A 22662-nucleotide genomic window follows, 5' to 3' on the forward strand; every position below is an offset into this window, starting at 1 on the left:
GGCTATCCCTCCGCCTGGTATCCCAGCCTGGTGCTGATTCGCCTTGCTGCGGCACGGGTGCTGGAGCAAAGCTGCTCCAGCTCATCGGCGCCGATGCGGTAGAACGGAGCGGCGGTCATGGCGCAGGCGACGAGTTCACCGCGGTGATCGAGAATTCCTGCGGCCACTCCGACCTCCTCGGCGGAGGTCTCGCCGTAGTTGACCGCGTAGCCCAGCTCGCGTACAAGATCCAGGCGTGCCTGGTATTCGGCGGGGGCCGTGCCGGCAAGATCGATCTCTCCGTTGGAGATCAGCTCCGCGCGGCGTACTGGATCCTCATTGGCGAGGAATACCTGGACGGTAGCGCTCAGCCCCGAACGGTACCGCGACCCCATGACCGAGGTGTGCTTGACCAGATGGGTTGAAGGCAGCTGTTCTACCGAAATCGACTCGCTGCCGTCCCAGATGTTCAGTACAGCGGTCTCGCCGGTAGCTTCACGCAGATCTTCCAGAATGGGGTAAGCCACCTGCCGCACGTCCAGGTTGGCAAGCAATGGTCCGGCAATGGCAATCAGGCCGACACCCAAGCGGTACTTGCGGGTTTCCGCGTCGCGATCCACAACGCGTTCCTGCTCAAGGGTGGCCAGAATGCGCGAGACGCTCGATTTGTGGAGGCCGACCTGCTCCGCGATTTCGGTGACGCCCACTACCGGGCGCTCAACGGTGAAGCAACGGAGCACATCGAGCACGTTGACGATCACCGAGGTGCCTCGGGTTTCACTGCGAATTTCAGTCATTTCCCCTCCTGAGTTGCTACTATCCTACGGCTCAGACTAGTGGTTTGCGGCTGGTTTCGACCGAGCAGGCCACCGCCACCAGCGAAATCACCGCTGCGCCCATCAAGTACCAGCCGGGGGCAAGGACGTTGCCGCTAGTGGCAATCAGTAATGTGGCCACGAACGGTGCGGTTCCGCCAAACAATGCATTCGAGAGGTTGAACGACACTGCGAAGCCGGAGTAGCGGACCTTGGTGGGGAACATTTCCGCGAGGTAGCTCGGAAGGGTGCCGTCGTTGAGCGTGAGCATCGCGCCGAGCAGGATCTGGACCAAGACAATGACCAGGAAGTTTCCTGATTCCAAAGCCATGAAGGCAGGAACGGTGAACAGGATGAACAGAATCGATGCGCTGATCAAGACGCGCTTGCGTCCGAAACGATCCGAAAGCATGCCGGTGACAAAGATGAAACCAACGTAGGCCAACAGCGCAACGGTCGTTGCCAGGTAGGAACGGGTGGCGTCCAGTCCGAGCTCTTCGGATAGATAAGTCGGCATGTAGGAAAGGATTACATAGAAGCCCACGGCGTTCAGCAGCACCGCACCCGCAGCCTGGACCAGCTGGCGCCAGTGGTTCTTCAGCAACGACCCGACTGGGGATCCCTCAGGAGTGGAGGACTCGGATGATGCTTCAAGGAAAGCTGGTGAATCCTCCAGCTTGGTGCGGATATAGCGGCCAATGAGCCCCATGGGCGCGGCCAGCAAGAACGGTATGCGCCATCCCCAGGACTCCAGATCCCCGGTTGACAGCAACCCGGTCAGCCCGGCGGCCATCAGTGAGCCGAAGAGCAGGCCGGTGGCAGTGCTCGCCGGAACCACTGCCGCGTATAGGCCGCGCCGGTTGGCCGGCGCGTACTCGACCAGAAAGGCGGAGGCGCCGGCATACTCGCCGGCGGCAGAGAAGCCCTGGACCAGACGCAGGGCCAGGAGCAGCAGAGGCGCGCCAAAACCGATGGATGCGTAGCCGGGGAGCAGCGCTATGCAGAAGGTGGCACCGGTCATCAGCAGGATCGACCACGACAGGGCTTCACGCCGGCCGATCTTGTCGCCCAGATGCCCCCAAATGAACCCGCCGACAGGACGGACCAGGAAGGAGATGGCGAATACCCCGAAAGTCATCAGCAGACCAGCTTGGGGGTCGTCGCTGGGGAAGAATACGGCGGCGATGGTGACGGCGAAGTAGCCGTAGGCTGCGTAGTCGAACCATTCCACGAAGTTGCCGATGAAGCTGGCAGCGATCACCTTGCGGCGGGTCTTCGCGTCAATGGTGCGGGACTGGGGCACGCAGGTGGACGCTGCGGCCGTGGTTCCGGTGGGGGCTTGCAATGGGGAATTGCTGGAATGGTTCATGGGGTGAAACCGCCTCTGGAGGGCAACGGCTTTGGCCAGTCCTGGCTTTGATGCCGCTGGAATGATGAAGTGTTTCGACAGACCGGTGGGTGGTCTTCGGTTCTAGGCACAGCCCCCTGCTTGCTGCGCCCCAGATGGCTAAAGCAGCCGTGGGGCGGGGCTCGGGCCCCGCCCCACGGTTATCAGTTGCCCCTAGGCATCGATGATGTTGTTGTCCGGGCCGAAGCCGAACTTGGTGATGTTCTCGACGCCACCGTCCTCGCCGATGACCAGGATGTCGTGCTCGCGGTAGCCGCCGGCACCTGGCTCGCCATCAGCGACGGTGATCATTGGCTCCATCGAAACGACCATGCCCGGCTCCAGGACAGTCTCGATGTCCTCGCGCAGTTCCAGGCCAGCTTCGCGGCCGTAGTAGTGCGAGAGCACGCCGAAGGAGTGGCCGTAGCCGAAGGTGCGGTTCGGCAGCAGGCCGTGGGAGATGTAGATTTCGTTCAGCTCCGCTGCGATGTCCTTGCAGACTGCTCCGGGCTTGATTAGCTCCAGGCCACGCTTGTGGACCTCGACGTTGACGTTCCACAGTTCCAGGCTGCGGGCATCCGGCTCGCCGAGGAACAGGGTGCGCTCCAGCGCGGTGTAGTAGCCGGAGGTCATCGGGAAGCAGTTCAGCGAGAGGATGTCCCCGCGCTCAAGCTTGCGGGTGGTGGCCCAGTTGTGGGCGCCATCGGTGTTGATGCCCGATTGGAACCAGACCCACGTATCGCGCACTTCGCGGTGCGGGAAAGTCTTGGCAATCTCGTGCACCATCGCCTCGGTGCCGATCAGTGCGACCTCGTATTCGCTGATGCCTTCGCGGATCGCTGCCTTGATGGCTTCGCCGCCCAGGTCGCCGATGCGTGCACCGTGCTTGATGACCTCGATTTCCTCGGCGGACTTGATCATGCGCTGGCGCATGGCGTCCTGCGAGACATCCACCAGGGTTGCGCCGTCGAAGGTGTCGGCGATCTGCTGGCGGGTGCGGCCCGGCAGGAAGTCGTCTTCCACGCCGATCCGGGTTGCCTTCACGCCGTCGCGCTTAAGTGCTTCCTGCAGGCCGTAGAAGAAGTTGTCGCGCTTCCAGTCGGTGTACACGATGTTGTCGCCGTAGCTGGTGCGCCATGGCATGCCGGCATCGATGTTCGCGGTGACGGTGGTGGAGTTGCTGGCGGTGACCACCAGCGCGTAGTTGCGGCCGAAGGTGGTGTACAGGAAGTCCGAGTAGTACTTGATGCCGTGGTAGCTGGTCAGGATGACTGCGTCCAGCGACTTCGTGGCCATGATCTGGCGCAGGCCGGCCAGGCGGCGCTCGAACTCGGCATCCGAGAAGGTCAGCTGCTCCTTGGCGCCGTTGTGCAGGGTCTTCAGTCGGGCCAGTTCGGAAACATTGGTGGCGATATTGGCGGTAGTCATGGTTTTGGCTCCTTGTGGGAAATCAACTGTCAAGGGAGGCCGGCCCAATCAGATGGATTGCGAGGATTCATGGGAATCGCCGGAGAAGAAGTTCGTGTTGCGCTCAATGCAACGCCGTTGCATTTAGATTATGTGTGCGCTGCGTCACTGTCAAGGGCGATTGTGAAAACTTTTTCTGCAGTGCACAAGATCGGAATTGTCCTGCATGAATATGAAAACCACGAGGTAATGCAGGAGGCCGCGAAGCTCATCATGGCGAGCATCGCGGCCTTCATGCCAATGCGGGTTCTACTGCTTAATTCTGTGGGTCCTGTCCTGGGTCTTCCTTGAGGATCGCTCCGCCGCCATCGGGGTCGGCTACGAAGACCAGATTCGGGTCGGGGTTGTTGATGTCCTTTTCCAGCTGCTTGATCGCCTTGTCTCGTTTGAGCAGCCTCCGGATCAAATTGATGATCATCAAAATGATCACGAAGGAGAAGGGGAAGGCGCCGATAATGGTGCCAGTTTGGACCGTATCGACCACCGCGGTTCCGCCCATGGTCAGCAGCACGGTGGTCACCGTCGCGACAGACAGCACGAGGACTACACGGAAGACTGGACCGGATTTGCCCGGGGCGGAGACGAATTCACTGAGTGCGTAAATGCCAGAGTCCAAGGATGTCACGTAGTAGGTGGCCACCAGGATGGTGGAAACAACTAGCAGGACCGTGCCGACGACAGGCAAGGAATCAAGCATGACGAACAAGCCGGAGGAAGTGTCCCCGGCGACTGCACTGCTGATGCCGCGATCAGTCTGGTCATCGTAGTAGAGTGCTGCGGAGCCGATCACTGCAACCCAAACCATCACGATCAATGAAGGAATGATGGTCACGCCGAGAACGAATTCGCGGATGGTACGGCCACGCGAAATGCGGGCAATGAATCCGGCCACGAATGGGGAGAAGGCAATAACCCAGCACCAGATGAAGACCGTCCACCAGCCATTCCAGCTGTCTTGCCATGAATCCAGGGTGTTGGCGGCCAATCCTGAATCGGTCCACAGGCTCATATTCGCGAAGTTCGTGAAGAAGCTGCCAAAGGTCTGGGACAGATTCGAGATGATGTACAGCGATGGGCCGAAAACCAGCACCGCTGCGATCAGCACGATACTGAGGATCGAGTTCAATCCGCTGATCCGTGCCATGCCCTTGCTGATGCCGACGATAGCCGAAATAGAGGTGATGCCAGCGAAGATCAGAATGACCATGAACCACATCATTGGGCTGGCGGTTAATCCAGTGAAGGAAGTCAGTCCGGAGGTGAACTGCATGGCTGCGAATCCGAAGGAAGTAGCCAGGCCGAGTACGGTCGCGATAATTGCCAGGAGCTCAACGATGACGCCGGCTCCGCGTCGCGACCATCGGGGCAGGATATCCACGGTAGCCTCGCGAAAAGTCAACGTCTTGCCGAGGTTGTGATGCGAGTAGGCCAAGCACACTGCAACGGCGCAATACATGGCCCAGGCGGTCAAGCCCCAGTGGAAGTAGGTCCAAACAATGGCCCCTTCTTCGCCGCCACCGTTTGGCCCTGCCGGGATCACGGGATTTTCATCGCGCAGCATAATTGGTTCGGCAACTGACCAGAAGATCAAGCCGATGCCTTGGCCGCAAGCGAACAGCATGGAATACCAAGCGAATTTGCTGTGCTGCGGTTTGGCGTTCGGGCCGCCGAGACGGATCTTGCCTACTCGGCTCATGGAGAGCCAAATGCACACCACCACTGTGAATACTGAATACAAGATGAAGAGCCAGGTGAATTTTCCGGTGACGAAAGTGCGCATTTCGGAAATCGCGGCTGAGGCGGCTTCTGGATTGGACAGGACCCAAATCATCACGGCGATAATCAGTACTGGGGGGATTACGCGAATGAGCAGTCGATCCATGGGCGGTATGTGCCGCCCCATGAAACGTGGTACCTCAACTTGCTTCTTAGTGCCTTCAGGGGTCCGGGGTGCTTTCGCGGACTTTTTCCTGTCTTGGGATGTCGAGCTATCCACAGACATGCTATTTCACCTCGATGCTGATGTTGCCCAGCAGCAGCTCGCCTTTGAGTGCATCGGCAACTTGGTTTGTGACGGTTTCGAATAGCAGCTGGCCGCGATCTGCCGTGGCGCCCTTCGCAGAAGAGAGGCAACCGCTGTCCGGGGTGCGTGACGGATCCTCCGGGAAGATGTCATAGGGCGCGAGCTTAGCGGGCGGGTGGTCGACAACCCGATCCATGTTTACCAGGTGCGGGTGGAGCAGGAGCATCAAGGAAGTTTCGAGGATGCCTCCGTGCTCGATGTCCCAGCCGAGGAAGCCGTCGGGGAAGACCTTGGCCAAGGTTTCCTCATCGACAAAGTCCCAGTAAGACAGCAGGATGGCGCGCGACGCCGCGCCGGCGGCTCGGCACTTGACTACTGCGTTGTCCAATCCTTCGTAGATGAACTGGTAGTTCTCGAAATGCCCGTTGAGGACGACAACATTATCGAAGCCCTGGGAGATGAAGGATGCAACTACGTCCTCAATCATCAAGCTAAGCGAAGTGCCGCCGAGGCTGGTGGTGCCTTTGCGGTGGTTGCCGCCGCCGGAGCGGGGCTGGGATTTGTACCCGTAGCTCAACGCCGGCGCAACCAAAGCACCTGTGCGTTGCGCGACGGCTTCTGCGATGGAACGCGAGAGCATGGCATCTACGCCCAGTGGCATGTGAGGTCCGTGCTGTTCGGTCGCTCCGGCCGGGATGATAATGGTGGATCCGGTACGCGCTACGTTCTCGGCGTAAGTCTGGGCATCGAGTTCGTCTATGAATACTGAGTGCATGGAATTCTCCTGGACCCGTGGGGCAAGTAATGCCGCAGGCGGGAAAGATTCGGTATCGGAATACGGTTGCAAGAAGCGCAACAGTGTTGCACTGAATCATTTCAGTGGCTCACGTCACAGTCAAGCCTCATGGTGAAAAACTTCGCATGGTGGTCGTGGCGCATCTCGCGGGTTCAGCATCTGCACGATGAGCGGCAAGAAGAGGTGCCAAGCCAGTGCGGTAACGAGGTGCCAGCTTGCGCGGTGCACGAAAATCGAAGTGTTGCGTGGCGGATGCATGCCAGGCGGTTTGGATTAGCGCGCCAAGCAGGGGTGGGACGGGGTGATGCGTGGTTGCGTAATAGCGGCGAGCGGTGCAAACGATCGGTTTACCTCGCGGCTCATGGATCCGGTTGGTCGGGTGGGGGCTTCAGCCGTTCCTTGAGTTGCTGTATCCATTTCGAGTCGCGTCTCAATTGCGGGAACGGCTTGTGCGCGTAGCCCGTGGCTGGTGGCGCGGTGGACTTGTAGGACATCGCCGAGCCGGGACAGATCATGATGGTGTGGCCGTTGCCGTAGCTCGTGTATTCGTACCAGCCGGCGGCTTCCTTGGCCTTGTTGCAACTAGCGCATCGGCCATCGCCGTTGAAGACGGTGCTCTTGCCTCCGCGGGCGTATTGCTTGACGTGGTCTATTTCCTCCACGATGCCGTCGCAGAACGGGGTGCGGCAGTGCCGGTCGCGGATCGCGATGAACTTCTTGAGCTTTTCCGGGAAGATCCGGGCTTTGGAGTCCATGGCGATCAGGTCCTGGTCGCCGGGTGCGGTGTAGAGGCGGGCGAGTTCGGTGCGCACGTCGAGCTGTTCGATCAGCTCCGTGGTGGGTTTGGCGTCCATTTGGTCGAAGGTCAGGCTGTTGGGGATCTGGTGCCCGCTGATCCATTCGCGTACGCTCTGGGCGGGGATGAAGCCGTAGCCTTCCAGGTAGGCTGGTTCGCGTTCGCCGGCGAACAGGGCCCGGTCGGTCATGACTACTGCGACTTGCAGGGCGATGGGCATTTTGGAGGGTTCGCCGACCATCATGTAGCTGAAGAGCAGGTCGGCGCGGATCTGGGTGCGGGTGCGGGGGTCGCCTTTTTTGCGCAGGGTTTTGGATTCTTCGTCGAGGTAGCGTTTGAGGCACATGCCCTGCAGCAGGGGGTATTCGCCGTGGATGATGATGCGGCCGTGCTGGTCGTCGATTTTCAGGGTGAGGTTGCGTTGCTCTTCGACGGTTTTCTGCTTGATGGAGTCGGGGTCGGAGATGTAGGCCAGGGCGAATTTTCGGACTGTTTCCTTGATTTGGGTGGTGCCCATGGATTCGAACATGTGCGGGTTCTGGGCGTAGAGCTGGTCGAATTCGGTGCGGCGCTGGGGTTTGAGGTCTTGGAGCGGGGTGAGGATGGCTTGGGTTTGGGCTTCGGTGAATTCGCCGCGGGCGCAGGCGGCGGCGAGGTTCGGGGTGTCTTCGAAGAGGATGCGGCAATTGACCAGGTAGTTGCGCATGCCGTGCGGTGATTGCTTGCGGGCCAGGGCGACGCAGGCGGCTGCGCCGCGGGTTTGGTCATCGAGGTGGACGCCGCGTTCTTCGTGGTCGCGGACGTATTCTTTTTCGATTTGGTGGGCGAGGCCGGCCTGCTTGCAACGTGCTGCGGAGATGAGGGCTTCCAGCAACTCGATGCCGTGGGCGCAGTCGGCTTTGCTGCCGTGTTCCTCGAGGGCGGAGAGGTCGTTTTGCACGGTTTGGACGTGGAGGTCGAATTCCTCGGGGGGTGCTGGTGGGGTGAGGCTGTTTCCGTGCGCCTTTGCTTCGGACATGTTCTAATTATACTTCGCTTGTTAGAACATGTCTTCGATTCTGAGAAATGAGGATAAGTATTTTTTCGCAGTGCATGGCATCGCTCCAGCGGTGAAGCCGCGGCTAGAGAACGGATCGCACCGACGTCTCGAAATGCACGATATGCTCCAGGGCCAACTCCTGTGCCAGCTGCGCGTCGCCGTCGAGGATGGCTTGGAGCAGCGAGATGTGTTCTTCAATGTGCTCGTCGATGCTCGGCAGGCGATCCAGGGCCATGCACCAGATGCGGGTGGCAAGGTTATCCAGGCGGATCAGTGTCTGCTCCAGGTGGTGATTGCCGGCCGCTTGGTAGATCAGCCGGTGCACTTCCAGGTCGTTCTCCATCAGCGTGCGCCGGAGATTCGCGCCCGACAGCTGGCTGACGGCTTGGAGCGTTGCCTCGATGCGACTGCGTGCACTGCCGCCATGCAGGGCTGCTGCCTTGGCCGCGGCGAGGGGTTCCAGGGCTTCGCGGACTTCGGTGATATCGGCCAGCTCCGTGATGTCCACGCGGGTGGCAAAGGTGCCGCGTCGCGGATAGGACTGCACCAGGTGGTCGACCTCCAGGCGCTTGAGCGCCTCGCGCAACGGCGTGCGGCCGACCCCAAGTTCGTTGACCAGATGGGCTTCGTTGATCGGGTCGCCGGGGGCGATGTCCATCATGATGAGCCGGTCTCGCAGAACCAGGTAGGCGCGTTCAGCCAGGGACTCGGCGCCCACGGGAAGCTGTGTGGCGAGTGTCATCTTGCCTCCGTTTTCTCTGTTCCATACTGCGTGATTGCTACACGCTGAAATAATTTCGGGCTACCCATTGACCGGGCTGTGACTTCCATCATACAGTGAATCGCAGATTGATATATCAGTTGTCGGCAATTCATACATTTAGGAATGGGCAATGGCACAAGCTTCAACTCTCTCGGCAGATTCCCTGACCGCAGACCTCGCGCATCTCGATCCGGAGATCGCGCAGCGTATTGACGCTGAGCTGGCTCGCCAGCAGCGCGGCCTGGAAATGATCGCTTCGGAGAACCACACTGCGCAGGCAATCATGCAGGCGCAGGGTTCGGTACTGACCAACAAGTATGCCGAGGGCTACCCGGGCCGCCGCTACTATGGCGGTTGCGAGGAAGTTGATGTCATCGAGACGCTGGCGATCGAGCGCCTGAAGGACTTGTTCGGCGCGAAGTTCGCTAATGTGCAGCCGCACTCGGGTGCGCAGGCTAACGCGTCGGTATACCACGCGCTGGTTCGCCCGGGCGATACCGTGCTCGGCCTGAATCTGAACCACGGTGGCCACCTGACCCACGGCATGAAGCTGAACTTCTCGGGCCGCTTGTTCAACATCGTTCCTTACGGTGTGGACGAGGAAACCTATGAGGTGGACATGGACGAGGTGGAGCGCCTTGCCATCGAGAATCAGCCGAAGATGATCGTTGCAGGCTGGTCGGCGTACCCTCGCCAGCTGGACTTCAAGCGCTTCCGCGAAATCGCTGACAAGGTCGGCGCGTACCTGTTCGTGGACATGGCGCACTTCGCTGGCTTGGTGGCAACCGGGTTGCATCCTTCGCCGGTTCCGCACGCTCACGTGGTGACTTCCACGACGCATAAGACGCTTGCGGGTCCACGTGGCGGCATTATTCTCTCGAATGATGCGGAGATTGCGAAGAAGTTGAACTCGGCGGTGTTCCCTGGTCAGCAGGGTGGTCCGTTGGAGCACGTGATTGCTGGCAAGGCGGTGGCGTTCAAGATTGCTGCGTCGCCGGAGTTCAAGGAGCGCCAGGAGCGGACCTTGGCTGGGGCGAAGATCCTGGCTGAGCGCCTGACCCAGGAAGACGTTGTTGCCAAGGGCATCAGCGTACTGACCGGTGGCACAGATGTTCACATGGTGCTCGTTGACCTGCGTAACAGCGAGTTGGACGGACAGCAGGGCGAAGACCTCTTGGCTCAGGTGGAGATCACCGTGAACCGCAACTCGGTTCCGTTTGATCCGCGCCCGCCGATGGTGACTTCGGGGTTGCGTATTGGTACTCCGGCGTTGGCTACCCGTGGTTTCTCGGAGGCTGCGTTTGCTGAGGTTGCGGAGATCATTGCACAGACGTTGATTGCTGGTGCTGAGGGTAATGCGGCGGTGTTGCCGGAGCTGAAGGATCGTGTTCTGCAGCTTGCCGCGGCCCACCCGCTGTACCCGAACCTGAAGAAGATTGGAGAATAGCCATGGCTGATCTGCTGCCTGAGCACCCGGAATTCCTCTGGAACAACCCGGAACCGAAGAAGTCCTACGACGTAGTCATCGTCGGCGGCGGCGGGCACGGCCTGGCCACCGCCTACTTCCTGGCCAAGAACCACGGCATCACCAATGTGGCCGTGCTGGAAAAGGGCTGGCTGGCCGGCGGGAACATGGCCCGCAACACCACCATCATCCGTTCCAACTACCTCTGGGACGAGTCGGCAGGCATCTACGAGAAGTCGCTGAAGCTGTGGGAACAGCTGCCCGAGGACCTGGAATACGACTTCCTGTTCTCCCAGCGCGGCGTGATGAACCTGGCCCACACCCTCGGGGATGTGCGCGAATCGGTGCGCCGCGTGGAAGCCAACAAGCTCAACGGCGTGGACGCCGAATGGCTGGACCCATCGCAGGTCAAGGAAGCCTGCCCGATCATCAACGTGAGCGACAACATCCGCTACCCGGTCATGGGAGCCACCTGGCAGCCGCGCGCCGGCATCGCCAAGCACGACCATGTGGCCTGGGCCTTCGCCCGCAAGGCCAACGAAATGGGCGTCGACATCATCCAGAACTGCGAAGTCACCGGCTTCATCAAGGATGGCGAGAAAGTCACCGGCGTGAAGACCACGCGCGGCACCATCAACGCCGGCAAGGTGGCCCTGGCCGGTGCCGGGCACTCCTCGGTGCTCGCCGAAATGGCCGGCTTCGAACTGCCCATCCAGTCCCACCCGCTGCAGGCCCTGGTCTCCGAGCTGTTCGAGCCGGTGCATCCGACGGTGGTCATGTCCAACCACATCCACGTCTACGTCTCCCAGGCGCACAAGGGCGAACTGGTCATGGGCGCGGGCATCGACAGCTACAACGGCTACGGCCAGCGCGGCGCGTTCCACGTGATCGAGGAGCAGATGGCCGCGGCGGTGGAGCTGTTCCCGATCTTCGCCCGGGCGCACGTGCTGCGCACCTGGGGCGGCATCGTGGACACCACCATGGACGCCTCGCCGATCGTCTCCAAGACCCCGATCCAGAACCTGTACGTGAACTGCGGCTGGGGCACCGGCGGGTTCAAGGGCACCCCGGGCGCCGGCTTCACCATGGCGCACACTATCGCCCACGACGAGCCGCATGAGCTGAACAAGCCGTTCAGCCTGGAGCGCTTCGAAACCGGCCACCTCATCGACGAGCACGGCGCAGCAGCCGTCGCACACTAGGAGCAACCGCCATGATGCTGATTGATTGCCCGAACTGCGGGCCACGCAACGAGAACGAATTCAAGTACGGGGGAGAAGCCCACGTGGCCTATCCGGAGGATCCGAACGCGCTGAGCGACAAGGAATGGTCGCGCTACCTGTTCTACCGGCAGAACAAGAAGGGCATCTTCGCCGAACGCTGGGTCCACTCCGGCGGCTGCCGCAAGTGGTTCAACGCCCTGCGCGACACCGTCACCTACGAATTCAAAGCCGTCTACCGTGCCGGCGAAGCACGTCCAGAAATCCAGGCCACCGAAGGAGGCACCCGATGAGCCAGTCCCAGCGCCTTTCCGCCGCGCAGAGCGCCGGCGCCCGCATTAACCGCGAGGAAGCACTGGCCCTGAGAGTGAACGGGCAACAGCTTTCCGCCTACCGCGGCGACACCGTGGCCAGCGCAATGCTGGCCAACGGGCTGCGTTCATGCGGCAACTCGCTGTACCTGGCCCGCCCGCGCGGCATCTTCGCCGCCGGGGTCGAAGAGCCCAACGCGCTGGTGACCGTCGGCGCCCGGCACAGCCAGGACATCACCGAATCGATGCTGCCGGCCACCACCGTCCCGGTCACCGAATCGCTGAACGCCACCCTGCTTTCGGGCCTGGGCGTGCTGGATCCGAACGAGGACCCCGCCTACTACGACCACGTCCACGTGCACACCGACGTGCTGGTGGTCGGCGCCGGTCCGGCCGGCCTGGCCGCGGCCCGCGAAGCCTCGCGCTCCGGGGCCCGGGTGATGCTGCTCGACGAGCGCGCCGAGGCCGGGGGCACCTTGCTGGACACCGCCGGGGAGCAGATCGACGGCCTGGACAGCAGCCAGTGGATCGAGCAGGTCACCGGCGAACTGGCCGCGGCCGAGGAAACCACCCACCTGCAGCGCACCACCGTCTTCGGGTCCTACGACGCGAACTACCTGATCGCCGCGCAACGCCGCACCGTGCACCTGGACGGTCCGTCGCAGCCCGGGGTGTCCCGCGAGCGCATCTGGCATATCCGCGCCCAGCAGGTGGTGCTGGCCACCGGCGCCCACGAACGCCCGATCGTCTTCGAGAACAACGACCGCCCGGGCATCATGCTCGCCGGCGCGGTGCGCAGCTACCTGAACCGCTACGGCGTGCGCGCCGGGTCGCGGATCGCGGTGGCCACGACCAACGACTCGGCCTACGAGCTGGTCGCCGAACTGGCCGCCAGCGGCGGGGTGGTTGCAGTCATCGACGCACGCACCACCGTCTCCGCGGCCGCCGCGGAAGCAGTGGCCGCCGGGGTCACCGTGCTGACCGGCTCCGTCGTGGTGGACACCGAGGCCGACGCCTCCGGCGAGCTGTCGGCAGTGACCGTCGCCGAGCTGGACGAGCAGCGCAACCTGGGTGCCCCGCAGCGCTTCGAGGCCGACGTGCTGGCCGTGGGCGGCGGCTTCAACCCGGTGGTGCACCTGCACTCCCAGCGCCAGGGCAAGCTGGACTGGGACACCGCAATCCATGCGTTCGTCCCGGCCGCCGCGGTGGCCAACCAGCACCTGGCCGGCGCGGTCACCGGCCGCTTCGACACCGCCAGCGCGCTGAGCACCGGGGCCGCCACCGGCGCCGCGGCAGCCAGCGCAGCCGGCTTCCAGCGCATCGCAGAAGTACCGCAGGCGGTAGCCGTTCCGGCCGGGGAAACCCGCCCGGTCTGGCTGGTGCCCTCGCTGAACGGCGATGACGCGGCGAACTACAAGACCCACTTCGTGGACCTGCAGCGCGACCAGTCCGTGGCCGACGTGCTGCGCGCCACCGGCGCGGGCATGAAGTCGGTGGAGCACATCAAGCGGTACACCTCGATCTCCACCGCCAACGACCAGGGCAAGACCTCCGGGGTGGCCGCGATCGGCGTGATCGCCGCGGTGCTGGGCATCGAGAACCCGGCGCAGATCGGCACCACCACCTTCCGCGCACCGTACACCCCGGTGGCCTTCGCCGCCCTGGCCGGACGCACCCGCGGGCAGCTGCTGGATCCGGCACGCATCACACCGATGCACTCCTGGCATGTGGAGCACGGTGCCGAATTCGAGGACGTCGGCCAGTGGAAGCGCGCCTGGTACTACCCGCAGCCGGGCGAAACCATGGACGAGGCCGTCTACCGCGAATCCGCCGCGGTCCGCGCTTCGGTGGGCATGCTCGATGCCACCACGCTGGGCAAGATCGAGATCCGCGGCAAGGACGCGGCCGAGTTCCTCAACCGCATGTACACCAACGGCTACACCAAGCTGAAGGTCGGCATGGGACGCTACGGCGTGATGTGCAAGGCCGACGGCATGGTCTTCGACGACGGCGTGACCCTGCGCCTGGCCGAGGACCGCTTCCTGATGCACACCACCACCGGCGGCGCCGCCGACGTGCTGGACTGGCTGGAGGAGTGGCTGCAGACCGAATGGCCTGAACTGGACGTCACCTGCACCTCCGTGACCGAGCAGCTGGCCACCGTCGCGGTGGTCGGGCCGAAGTCCCGCGAGGTCATCGCGAAGCTGGCCAGCTCGGTGGACGTGTCCAACGAGGGCTTCAAGTTCATGGCCTTCAAGGACGTGGTGCTGGACTCCGGGATCGAGGCGCGGATCAGCCGCATCTCCTTCTCCGGCGAACTGGCCTTCGAGATCGCCATCCCTGCCTGGCACGGGCTGCGCGTCTGGAAAGACGTGTACGCCGCCGGCGAGGAATTCAATATCACCCCGTACGGCACCGAAACCATGCACGTGCTGCGCGCCGAGAAGGGCTTCATCATCGTCGGGCAGGACACCGACGGCACGGTGACCCCGCAGGATGCCGGCATGGAATGGGTGGTCTCCAAGCTCAAGGACTTCGTCGGCAAGCGCTCCTACAGCCGCGCCGACAACGTGCGCGAGGACCGCAAGCACCTGGTTTCGGTGCTGCCGGTGGACAGCTCGCTGCGCCTGCCCGAAGGCGCCGCGCTGGTTGCCGCCGACGCGCTGGCCACCGATGGCATCACCCCGATGGAAGGCTGGGTCACCAGCTCGTACAACTCGCCGGCCCTGGGGCGCACCTTCGGCCTGGCGCTGATCAAGAATGGGCGCAACCGCATCGGCGAAGTGCTCAAGACCCCGGTCGGCGGCCAGCTGGTCGACGTCCAGGTCTCCGAACTCGTTCTCTTCGACCCGGAAGGAAGCCGCCGTGATGGCTAACGACACCCTGATTGACACCGACGTGCGCCGCTCGCCGGCGCAGCACCTGGCAGCCCAGATGCAGGCGGCCAGCGTCGCCGGCCGCGTGTCCCTGCGCGAAATCGCCTTCACCACCCAGATCTCGCTGCGCAGCGCACCGGGCGGGGCAGCCCACACGGCGCTGTCTGCGGCCACCGGCGTGGGCCTGCCCGCCACGGTGGGCGAGGTGGCCGGCGACGTGTCGGGCACCGCGGTGCTCTGGCTGGGCCCGGACGAGTTCCTGGCCACCAGCCCGGAGAACACCGAGCTGGCAGGTGCGCTCGCCGCGGCCCTGGGCGATGAGCCCGGGCAGGTGGTCGGCCTCTCGGCCAACCGCTCGGTGCTGGAACTGGAAGGCCCGGATGCGCCGCTGGTGCTGCGCAAGAGCTGCCCGACGGACCTGCACCCGCGCGCTTTCGGCGTGAACCAGGCGATCACCACCTCGCTGGCGAACATCCCGGTACTGCTGTGGCGCACCGGCGAAACCAGCTGGCGGATCTTCCCGCGCGCCTCCTTCACCGAGCACACCGTGCACTGGCTGATCGACGCCATGGCGGAGTTCGCCGTACCACCGGTGGCCTAGCCGCACCGGCTGATCCGGCCCCGTCCCGACGCCGGGGCGGGGCCGGACTGGCCTGTATCAGCAAACACGCAAGCACAAGCATGCACAGCAACAATCCGGCCAGTTCGTGGCGTTCGGACACCGGCTCTGGCACAGTGCTGTTTAACCCGCTAGCCGAAAGGACCTGAAGCAATCATGAGCGAGCAAATCCGCCACGTGCTGACCCTGCAATGCCCCGAGGGAATGGGGATCGTCAACGCGGTCACCGGATTCCTGCTGAAGCACGAACGCACCATCGTCGAGCTCAAGCAATTCGACGACATGGCCGCCGGCCGGCTCTACCTGCGCGTGGACTTCGCCGGCGAGGGGCAGGCCGACCTGCTGGAGCAGATGCGTGCAGAATTCGCCGAGCTCGCCCAGCAGTTCGAAATGGACTGGCAGCTGCGCGAACGCGGCCAGAAGACCAAGGTGCTGATCATGGTCTCGAAGTTCGACCACTGCCTCAACGACTTGCTCTTCCGTGCCCGCACCGGCGAATTGCCGATCGAGATCGTCGCGGTGGTCTCCAACCACCCGGACAGCCGGTCGCTGGTCGAGTGGCACGGCATCCCGTACTACCATGTGCCGATCTCCAAGGAGACCAAGCCGCAGGCCGAGGCGGAGCTGCTCTCGCTGATCGCCAAGCACGAAGCGGAGCTGGTGGTCCTGGCCCGCTACATGCAGGTGCTCTCCGACGAGCTCTCGCGCGAGCTGACCGGCAAGACGATCAACATCCACCACTCGTTCCTGCCCTCTTTCAAGGGCGCCAAGCCATACCACCAGGCCTGGGAGCGCGGCGTGAAGACCGTGGGCGCCACCGCCCACTACGTGAACTCCGAGCTGGATGAGGGCCCGATCATCGCCCAGCAGGTCGTCGAGGTGGATCATACCTTTGGCCCGCAGGACCTGGTGGCCGCCGGCCGCGACACCGAGTGCAAGGCGCTGTCCAATGCGGTGCGCTGGCACTGCGAGGGCCGGGTCTTCCTCTACGGGAACCGCACGGTGATCCTGCGCTAGCTAGCTAGCGCTCCTCGCCGATTGCCCGGTAGTGCTGCTCGGCATCCACCGATTCGACCGCGTCGAGCTCCCGCAGCGCTGCGGCCACCTGCTCGCTGCCCTCGCCAATAATCTGGCCCAGGGCAGCGAGCACTTGCTTAACCTGCAGTCCGCGGGCTTGCAGCTCATCAACGATGGACTCGGGGGCCACCGTGGCCACCACGGTGATCACATAGATATGCACTGTGTCGCCGCACATCCTATTGGCCTTCCGTGCTGGCGGGGGCTTGGGCCAGCCCGGCACCGGCATCCTCGGCCGGCAACGGGATATCGCGGGAGGTGGACAGAAGCTTGTCCCACAGCTCCTGGGCACGCAGCCCGGTGGATTCGGCCAGCAGCGCTGCCACGCCAGCCACATGCGGGGTGGCCATGGAGGTGCCGCTGATCGTGTTGTAGCGTTTTTCTCCCGGCCAGGCAGAATAGATGTCCACGCCGGGGCCGGCGATATCCACTGCGCCGCCCTGGGCATCCAGCGCCTGCGCCGAGAAATCGGCAATGGCCAGGGCCGAATCCACTGCAGCCACCGCCATGATGTAGGGGCTGTTGGCTGGCGCGCCGACGAATCCCGGATTCCCGGCGGAGCGCTGCGCGTTGTTGCCGGCGGCGGCCACGATCAGCGAGCCCAGCTCCAGGGCGCGCCGTCCCGCGGTGACATAGGGCGGGTGCACGGTTTTCACGTCGGCGCCCAGTGACATCGAGATGACCTCGCACTTGTTTTCCAATGCCCAGTTGATTCCGGCCAGGATCGTGGAGTCGGAACCCGATCCGTTGCTGCCCAGCACCTTTCCGGCAAAGATATTGGCCTCGGAGGCGACCCCGTAGCCCGGTCCCTGCTGCGGGTCGCGCGGACCGCAGGCCGTGCCGATGCAGTGGGTGCCATGCCCATGGCCGTCGCTGGCGTCCTCGCCATCGACAAAGGACTTGGCATCCACGGTGCGGCCGGCGAAATCCGGGTGCGCGCTGTCGAAGCCGGTATCCAGCACAGCCACGTTGATTCCCTTGCCCGTGTAGCTGGACAGCGATGCGCCCACCGCCTGCAGGCCCCAGGTGAATTCCACGGTGTCCGCGAACGAGGACTGGCCCGGGACCTTGGCGGCATCGGGCAGGATCCGGTACACCAGTTCCGGCACCACGGAGGCCGGCAGCCGATGCCCGGCGCAGCGCTGGCGGAAGTCCTCCAGCTGCTCGGTGCCGCTGGAGACCACCGCGATGCCCAGCATCGGGAAGTATTCGCTGGTGGAGTAGCCCTGCTCGGCCAGCAGCTGGGGCAGTTCGGTGTCGCGTTGGACTTGGGCCAGGCCAGGGGCGCCGGCAGCTGGCTGGTCGAAGACGAGCACGTAGCGGCCCGGGACTTCAGCGGCTTCGGTGCTTTGATGGCGGGACGTGTGCATGGCTGGCTCCTAAGCTGGTTTTCCGAGGTACTTGGCACCTTACCGGCAGCCAGCGGCAGTTGCGCCCCAATGGCCCGGAATTATCAGGATCCCCCTAGTAATGCCCGGTTCTTCCGCCGGCTCTTGCCAGCGCGATGCTCGCGTGCCACGATCGAGGTATACCGCCTTCGAGGAGTTGGAGACAGCATGGAATCGATCGTCATTGCCGGTGGCGGCCTGGCCGCCGCTACTGTTGCCAGCGAATTGCGAGAGCGCGGCTATGCGGGAGCGCTGACGCTGATCAGCGAGGAAGCCGAGCTTCCCTATGAGCGTCCGCCGCTGTCCAAGGGGTTCTTGCAAGGCAAGGACGATCCTGCCTCCTTCACGGTCCACGACGGCCCCTGGTATGAACGCCACGATGTCGCCCTGCGCCTGGGGGTCGCAGCGATCAGCATCGAAACTGCCAGCCAGCAGGTGCTGCTGGCCGATGGCAGCGCGGTGGACTACGACCAGCTGGTCCTGGCTACCGGGTCGCGGGCCAGCGTGGGCGGGCAGAATCCGATGCCCGGCTACGACCTGCCCGGAGTGCACGTGCTGCGCACCGTGGCCGATGCGAAGTCGCTGCGTGCAGAACTGACCGAGGGGGCGCAGGTGGCGGTCATCGGCTCGGGCTGGATTGGCATGGAAGTGGCGGCCACCGCCCGCCAACGCGGTGCGCGCGTCACCGTTTATTCCCCGTCCGAGGTGCCGTTGGCCAAGGTTTTCGGCGAACGCTTCGGGCACTACCTGCTGGAACTGCACCAACGCCATGGCGTGGATGTGCGCACCGCACGAGCCCAGGGCATCGAGCAAGTGGACGGGCATCTGCAGGTGCTCTCCGACGCCGGCTCGTCGCGTGCCGACGTGGTGCTGCTGGCCATTGGCGCCCGCCCCAACTTGCAGCTGGCGCAGACCGCCGGGCTGGAAGTGGGTTCGGGAGTGGTCGTGGATGCTTCGCTGCGCAGCAGCAATTCCAAGATCCTGGCCGTCGGGGATATCGCCCAGGCCTTCAATACCAGGCTGCAGCGGCAGCTGCGCGTTGAGCACTGGGACAATGCCATCCGCCAAGCCAAGCTCGCCGCGGCCACGCTGATGGGCGTGGAAGAATCCTACGACTGGCTCCCGTATTTCTTCACCGACCAATTCGATCTGGGGATGGAATACGTCGGGCATAATTCTCCCGATGACGCCTCGGTGGTCCGCGGAAGCATCGAGAGTGGAGAGTTCTTGCTGTTCTGGCAGGACGGCCAGAGGATCACGGCGGCAGCCAACGTGAATATCTGGGATGTCAATGACACCCTGCGCGGGCTGGTTGGTCGGGAAATTGCCGCTGATCGGCTGACGGACCAGGCCATGGAGCTCAAGGATTTGTGAACCGCAGTTTCTTCGACCGGAACTGCCAATAAGGGAAGCGGGTAGAGCTGATGAGCACTATGGTCATGGGTGTGGAATCGGGCATGTCCCCGGCGGTATTTGCTGCGGCCGGTTCGCTGGCACGCGGGCTGGATGCACGATTGGTGTGCATCCACGCTGATTCCGGGCGCCTGATTACCGACAAGCTGTCCGAGGGCGACCTGCTGGCTTCGGCCAGCCCGGTCTCCGAGGAACTCGCCTGGGAAATCACCTCGGTGATTACCGGTGTCGAGCTCGAGAGCTATACCGTGGCCGGCGACCCTGCCAAGGTGCTGGCCGCGGTAGCCGAGCAGCTCGATGCGCAGATGATCGTCGTCGGCACCCGCCGTCCGGGGATCCGCAGCAAGATGGCCCAGCTGATGGACGGGTCGATCGCCGTGGCGCTGGCCCACAAGCAGCATCGTCCGGTGCTGGTGATCCCGCAGCAGCCTGCCCAAGACAACGAGTTGCCCTGGGACTAGCTGGCTGGCTTCATCTCGAAGTACAAGTCCAGATGCAATTTGCAGCCAGGATTGAACAGGGCCTGGCAGTTCGGGCAGGAAGTGGCATCGAGGTACTTCGCCGGGCTCAGCTGCGTGCTGCAGACCCCGCAAAGCACGGCGGGTTCATCGAACCGGTCCGCCGGCCACGGCGTTGCCTCGTGATGGGCCAGTTCGCCATGGCATAGGTGGCAGGGGTAGAAGGTGGCGCAGCAGTCGTGCTTCAGTGCGATCACATCGAACAAGGAGTGGTAGTGGGCGCAACGGGTTTGCGCATCCATGCGCACGCCTCGCAACGCCACCTGGTGCACGGGGTTTTCCCAAGCCGTCATCCTCGACCTTTCATGCAGCCGCCGCTGCGTGTGCAAAAATGCACGCTGAATGTGCAGAATCCGCCTCCCAGTATGCCTCGTTTCGCCTATCTTTCGCGATGTGATCTAGGTCATACTCGCTGATGAGGCCGGTTCCAAAGGGGGGACTGGCGTGGGCGGAAGGAACGCACAGTGGCAAGCGAAACGTCATCGAAGGCCGAGCGCAAGGGATTGCGCCGGGTCGTAGCAGCCTCCATGGCTGGCACCGTCGTCGAATGGTATGAATTCTTCCTCTACGCGACCGCGGCAACCCTGGTCTTCAACAAGATCTTCTTCCCGGATACCGGCAACGATCTGGATAACATCATCAAGGCCTTCCTGACCTACGCGGTCGGTTTCATTGCCCGCCCCATCGGAGGCATCGTCTTCGGCCACTTCGGCGACAAGTACGGGCGCAAGCACCTGCTGCAGGTGGCGATCGTGCTGGTCGGCGCAACCACCTTCCTGATGGGCTGCCTGCCCACCTTCGACTCCATCGGCTATGCCGCACCGATCCTGCTGATCGTGCTGCGCTTCGCCCAGGGCTTCGCCGTGGGCGGGGAATGGGGAGGCGCGGTGCTGCTGGTGGCCGAGCACGCGCCGAACAAGGAACGTGGCTTCTGGTCCTCCTGGCCGCAGGCCGCAGTGCCGGTGGGCAACCTGCTGGCCACCGTGGTGCTGCTGGTGCTCTCGGCAACGCTGAGCGAAGCGGCCTTCCTGGCGTGGGGCTGGCGCATCGGCTTCTGGCTCTCGGTGGTGATTGTGGTCGTCGGCTACTACATCCGCACCCGCGTTTCCGATGCCCCGATCTTCAAGGAAGCCAAGGCTGAGCTGGAGCAGAACGCGGCAGCCGGCTACGGCGTGGGCGAAGTCTTCAAGCGCTACCCGCGCGGGGTGTTCACCGCCATGGGCCTGCGCTTCGGGGAGAACATCATGTACTACATGGTGGTGACCTTCTCCATCACCTACATGGCCACCCAGCTGGACATGGACACCTCCACGATCCTTGGCCTGATGCTCATTGCCCACGTGATCCACGCGATCCTGGTGCCGATCGTCGGCCATTTCACCGACACCCTCGGCCGCCGCCCGGTCTACGCCACCGGCGTGGTGCTCATGGCCGTCTGGGGCGTGGTGGCCTTCCCGCTGTTCAATACCGCCAACGATGCGGTCATCCTGGCCACCATCGTGCTGGGCTTGGGTGTGCACGCGTTGATGTACGCCGGGCAGCCGGCCATCATGGCCGAGATGTTCCCGACCCGCATGCGCTACTCGGGCGTCTCGCTGGGCTACCAGGTCACCTCGATCGTGGCCGGGTCCATGGCCCCGATCATCGCAACCTTCCTGCTCAAGGTCTACGGATCCTGGGTTCCGGTGGCCGGGTACATCGTGTTCGCCGCCCTGGTCACCCTGGTGGCGGTGTTTTTCATGAAGGAAACCAAGGGGCTGGACCTCGGTGAGATCGACGAGGCGGACCGGCTGGCAGTGAACGGCGAAAAGGCCGCCCGCGACGAACTGAAGATTCAGAAGTAAGCCGCAAGATCCAGCACGACGCCGAAGACCAGCTCCACGGACGGGGCTGGTCTTGGGCGTGTTCAGCGACCTGCGGGCGGGCCATCGGCTTGCGCCGCCGTTGCCGATCTGCGAGTCTGGCAGCCAAGAAGGATGGGGTTTGAGTGGACATCACTGCCCCCAGCATGATGCGATTGCGAGGTGCATGGGCAGATGGGAATCGAGTACCTGTTGGCGTTCCTGTTCGGTGTTGGCTTCATTGCCGCTTGCGCTTCATACGGGCGGCGCCGGAGCAGCCGGAAGAATGATGAAAAGTAGCCAAGGTTGCCGCCGGGGCTCTGGATGAAGCGGTGCAGGCTGCATATCTTCGGTGCCAGCGGCAGTGGCACCACGACCCTCGCGCGCGCCGTGGCCGATGCCTGGTCCGTGCCGCATGCCGATAGCGACGACTACTTCTGGGTTCCCACCGATCCGCCATACCGCGAGCAGCGTGCGCCGGCTGCCCGAACCATGCTCATGAACCAGGTCTTCGTTCCGCGCAAGGCTTGGGTACTGTCCGGATCAGTGCAGGGATGGGGAGAAGAAGTCCTGTCGCAATGCGATGCCTTCGTTTTCCTGGCGCTGGATCCCCAAGTGCGCCTGCGCCGTCTTGCAGAACGCGAGAAGCAGCGCCTGAGCGGGCAATCCCTGGAACTCGGAGCCCTGGAACAATTCATGGCGTGGGCAGCTGGCTACGATGACCCGGACTTCAGCGGACGCAGCCGCGCCCGCCATGAGGCGTGGCTGGAGAACGAAGCCCGTCCGGTGCTCCGGCTGGACAGCGCCCGATCAGTGGCGCAGCTGCTGCAGGCCATCGTGGACTGGGAACCGGCCGGGCCACGGTGAAC

21 protein-coding genes are annotated in these 22662 nt (G+C 63.4%); 11 read left to right on the top strand and 10 right to left on the bottom strand.

Going from position 1 to position 22662, the window contains the following annotated elements; translation table 11 throughout:
* Nucleotides 1-2: 2 nt before the first annotated feature.
* The 3 genes from AC1Z36_RS06325 to AC1Z36_RS06335 form a co-directional block, all read right to left on the bottom strand.
* Entirely contained in the window at nucleotides 3-776 is a 774-nt protein-coding gene (locus AC1Z36_RS06325; protein WP_105661932.1) for an IclR family transcriptional regulator, read from the bottom strand.
* 31 nt (nucleotides 777-807) lie between these two features.
* Nucleotides 808-2163, bottom strand: coding sequence for an MFS transporter (locus AC1Z36_RS06330; protein WP_105661931.1), 1356 nt, complete (start codon nucleotides 2161-2163; stop codon nucleotides 808-810).
* A gap of 192 nt (nucleotides 2164-2355) precedes the next feature.
* A complete protein-coding gene (locus tag AC1Z36_RS06335; protein ID WP_105661930.1) occupies nucleotides 2356-3609 on the bottom strand; it encodes an aminopeptidase P family protein in 1254 nt (417 codons plus the stop codon).
* A gap of 69 nt (nucleotides 3610-3678) precedes the next feature.
* Between AC1Z36_RS06335 and AC1Z36_RS06340 the strand changes: the two genes are divergently transcribed.
* Nucleotides 3679-3939 (top strand): hypothetical protein, encoded by a 261-nt coding sequence (locus AC1Z36_RS06340; protein ID WP_146112936.1) that lies wholly within the window; start codon nucleotides 3679-3681, stop codon nucleotides 3937-3939.
* Here AC1Z36_RS06340 and AC1Z36_RS06345 read toward each other — a convergent pair.
* From AC1Z36_RS06345 to AC1Z36_RS06360, 4 genes are all read right to left on the bottom strand, one after another.
* Nucleotides 3905-5530 (bottom strand): BCCT family transporter, encoded by a 1626-nt coding sequence (locus AC1Z36_RS06345; protein WP_286134618.1) that lies wholly within the window; start codon nucleotides 5528-5530, stop codon nucleotides 3905-3907. The genes AC1Z36_RS06340 and AC1Z36_RS06345 overlap by 35 nt on opposite strands.
* A 121-nt stretch (nucleotides 5531-5651) precedes the next feature.
* Nucleotides 5652-6446 carry a creatininase gene (locus AC1Z36_RS06350; protein ID WP_105661928.1) on the bottom strand — a complete coding sequence of 265 codons (795 nt, stop codon included), beginning with the start codon at nucleotides 6444-6446 and terminating at the stop codon, nucleotides 5652-5654.
* 380 nt (nucleotides 6447-6826) lie between these two features.
* Nucleotides 6827-8281, bottom strand: a complete 1455-nt coding sequence (locus AC1Z36_RS06355) for an HNH endonuclease (RefSeq protein ID WP_483561839.1) — start codon at nucleotides 8279-8281, stop codon at nucleotides 6827-6829.
* Between the two features lie 103 nt (nucleotides 8282-8384).
* The gene (locus AC1Z36_RS06360) at nucleotides 8385-9044 is read right to left on the bottom strand and encodes a GntR family transcriptional regulator (RefSeq protein ID WP_105662740.1); all 660 of its coding nucleotides are present in this window, start codon (nucleotides 9042-9044) and stop codon (nucleotides 8385-8387) included.
* A 151-nt stretch (nucleotides 9045-9195) separates the two neighbouring features.
* Here AC1Z36_RS06360 and glyA point away from each other — a divergent pair, with 151 nt between their 5' ends.
* The 6 genes from glyA (at nucleotide 9196) to purU (ending at nucleotide 16573) form a co-directional block, all read left to right on the top strand.
* A complete protein-coding gene (gene glyA, locus AC1Z36_RS06365; protein ID WP_483561840.1) occupies nucleotides 9196-10512 on the top strand; it encodes a serine hydroxymethyltransferase in 1317 nt (438 codons plus the stop codon).
* Nucleotides 10513-10514: 2 nt separating this feature from the next.
* Nucleotides 10515-11732, top strand: coding sequence for a sarcosine oxidase subunit beta family protein (locus AC1Z36_RS06370; protein WP_038991586.1), 1218 nt, complete (start codon nucleotides 10515-10517; stop codon nucleotides 11730-11732).
* 11 nt (nucleotides 11733-11743) lie between these two features.
* Nucleotides 11744-12043: a sarcosine oxidase subunit delta gene (locus tag AC1Z36_RS06375; RefSeq protein ID WP_038991587.1), complete on the top strand. Its 300-nt coding sequence runs from the start codon at nucleotides 11744-11746 to the stop codon at nucleotides 12041-12043.
* Nucleotides 12040-14937 carry a sarcosine oxidase subunit alpha family protein gene (locus AC1Z36_RS06380; RefSeq protein WP_483561842.1) on the top strand — a complete coding sequence of 966 codons (2898 nt, stop codon included), beginning with the start codon at nucleotides 12040-12042 and terminating at the stop codon, nucleotides 14935-14937. Before AC1Z36_RS06375 ends, AC1Z36_RS06380 begins: the two co-directional genes overlap by 4 nt.
* Nucleotides 14930-15538, top strand: a complete 609-nt coding sequence (locus AC1Z36_RS06385) for a sarcosine oxidase subunit gamma (RefSeq protein ID WP_332488050.1) — start codon at nucleotides 14930-14932, stop codon at nucleotides 15536-15538. Before AC1Z36_RS06380 ends, AC1Z36_RS06385 begins: the two co-directional genes overlap by 8 nt.
* Nucleotides 15539-15712: 174 nt before the next feature.
* Nucleotides 15713-16573: a formyltetrahydrofolate deformylase gene (purU, locus tag AC1Z36_RS06390; RefSeq protein WP_332488049.1), complete on the top strand. Its 861-nt coding sequence runs from the start codon at nucleotides 15713-15715 to the stop codon at nucleotides 16571-16573.
* 4 nt (nucleotides 16574-16577) lie between these two features.
* On the opposite strand, the gene AC1Z36_RS06395 is transcribed toward purU, so the two are convergent.
* A complete protein-coding gene (locus AC1Z36_RS06395) occupies nucleotides 16578-16811 on the bottom strand; it encodes a hypothetical protein (RefSeq protein WP_332488047.1) in 234 nt (77 codons plus the stop codon).
* A gap of 1 nt (nucleotide 16812) precedes the next feature.
* The gene (locus AC1Z36_RS06400) at nucleotides 16813-18003 is read right to left on the bottom strand and encodes a S8 family serine peptidase (RefSeq protein WP_332488045.1); all 1191 of its coding nucleotides are present in this window, start codon (nucleotides 18001-18003) and stop codon (nucleotides 16813-16815) included.
* Nucleotides 18004-18189: 186 nt separating this feature from the next.
* Here AC1Z36_RS06400 and AC1Z36_RS06405 point away from each other — a divergent pair, with 186 nt between their 5' ends.
* Both AC1Z36_RS06405 and AC1Z36_RS06410 read left to right on the top strand, forming a co-directional pair.
* A complete protein-coding gene (locus AC1Z36_RS06405) occupies nucleotides 18190-19395 on the top strand; it encodes an NAD(P)/FAD-dependent oxidoreductase (RefSeq protein WP_332488043.1) in 1206 nt (401 codons plus the stop codon).
* A gap of 50 nt (nucleotides 19396-19445) precedes the next feature.
* Nucleotides 19446-19895: a universal stress protein gene (locus AC1Z36_RS06410; protein ID WP_332488041.1), complete on the top strand. Its 450-nt coding sequence runs from the start codon at nucleotides 19446-19448 to the stop codon at nucleotides 19893-19895.
* On the opposite strand, the gene AC1Z36_RS06415 is transcribed toward AC1Z36_RS06410, so the two are convergent.
* Complete coding sequence (locus tag AC1Z36_RS06415) at nucleotides 19892-20245, bottom strand: CHY zinc finger protein (RefSeq protein WP_332488039.1); 354 nt, start codon at nucleotides 20243-20245, stop codon at nucleotides 19892-19894. The genes AC1Z36_RS06410 and AC1Z36_RS06415 overlap by 4 nt on opposite strands.
* 171 nt (nucleotides 20246-20416) lie before the next feature.
* Between AC1Z36_RS06415 and AC1Z36_RS06420 the strand changes: the two genes are divergently transcribed.
* Both AC1Z36_RS06420 and AC1Z36_RS06425 read left to right on the top strand, forming a co-directional pair.
* A complete protein-coding gene (locus AC1Z36_RS06420) occupies nucleotides 20417-21796 on the top strand; it encodes an MFS transporter (protein ID WP_483561843.1) in 1380 nt (459 codons plus the stop codon).
* Nucleotides 21797-22117: 321 nt separating this feature from the next.
* Nucleotides 22118-22660: a P-loop NTPase family protein gene (locus AC1Z36_RS06425; protein ID WP_483561844.1), complete on the top strand. Its 543-nt coding sequence runs from the start codon at nucleotides 22118-22120 to the stop codon at nucleotides 22658-22660.
* Nucleotides 22661-22662 lie beyond the last annotated feature (2 nt).

The sequence above is a fragment of the Glutamicibacter sp. BS14 genome, assembly GCF_056934375.1.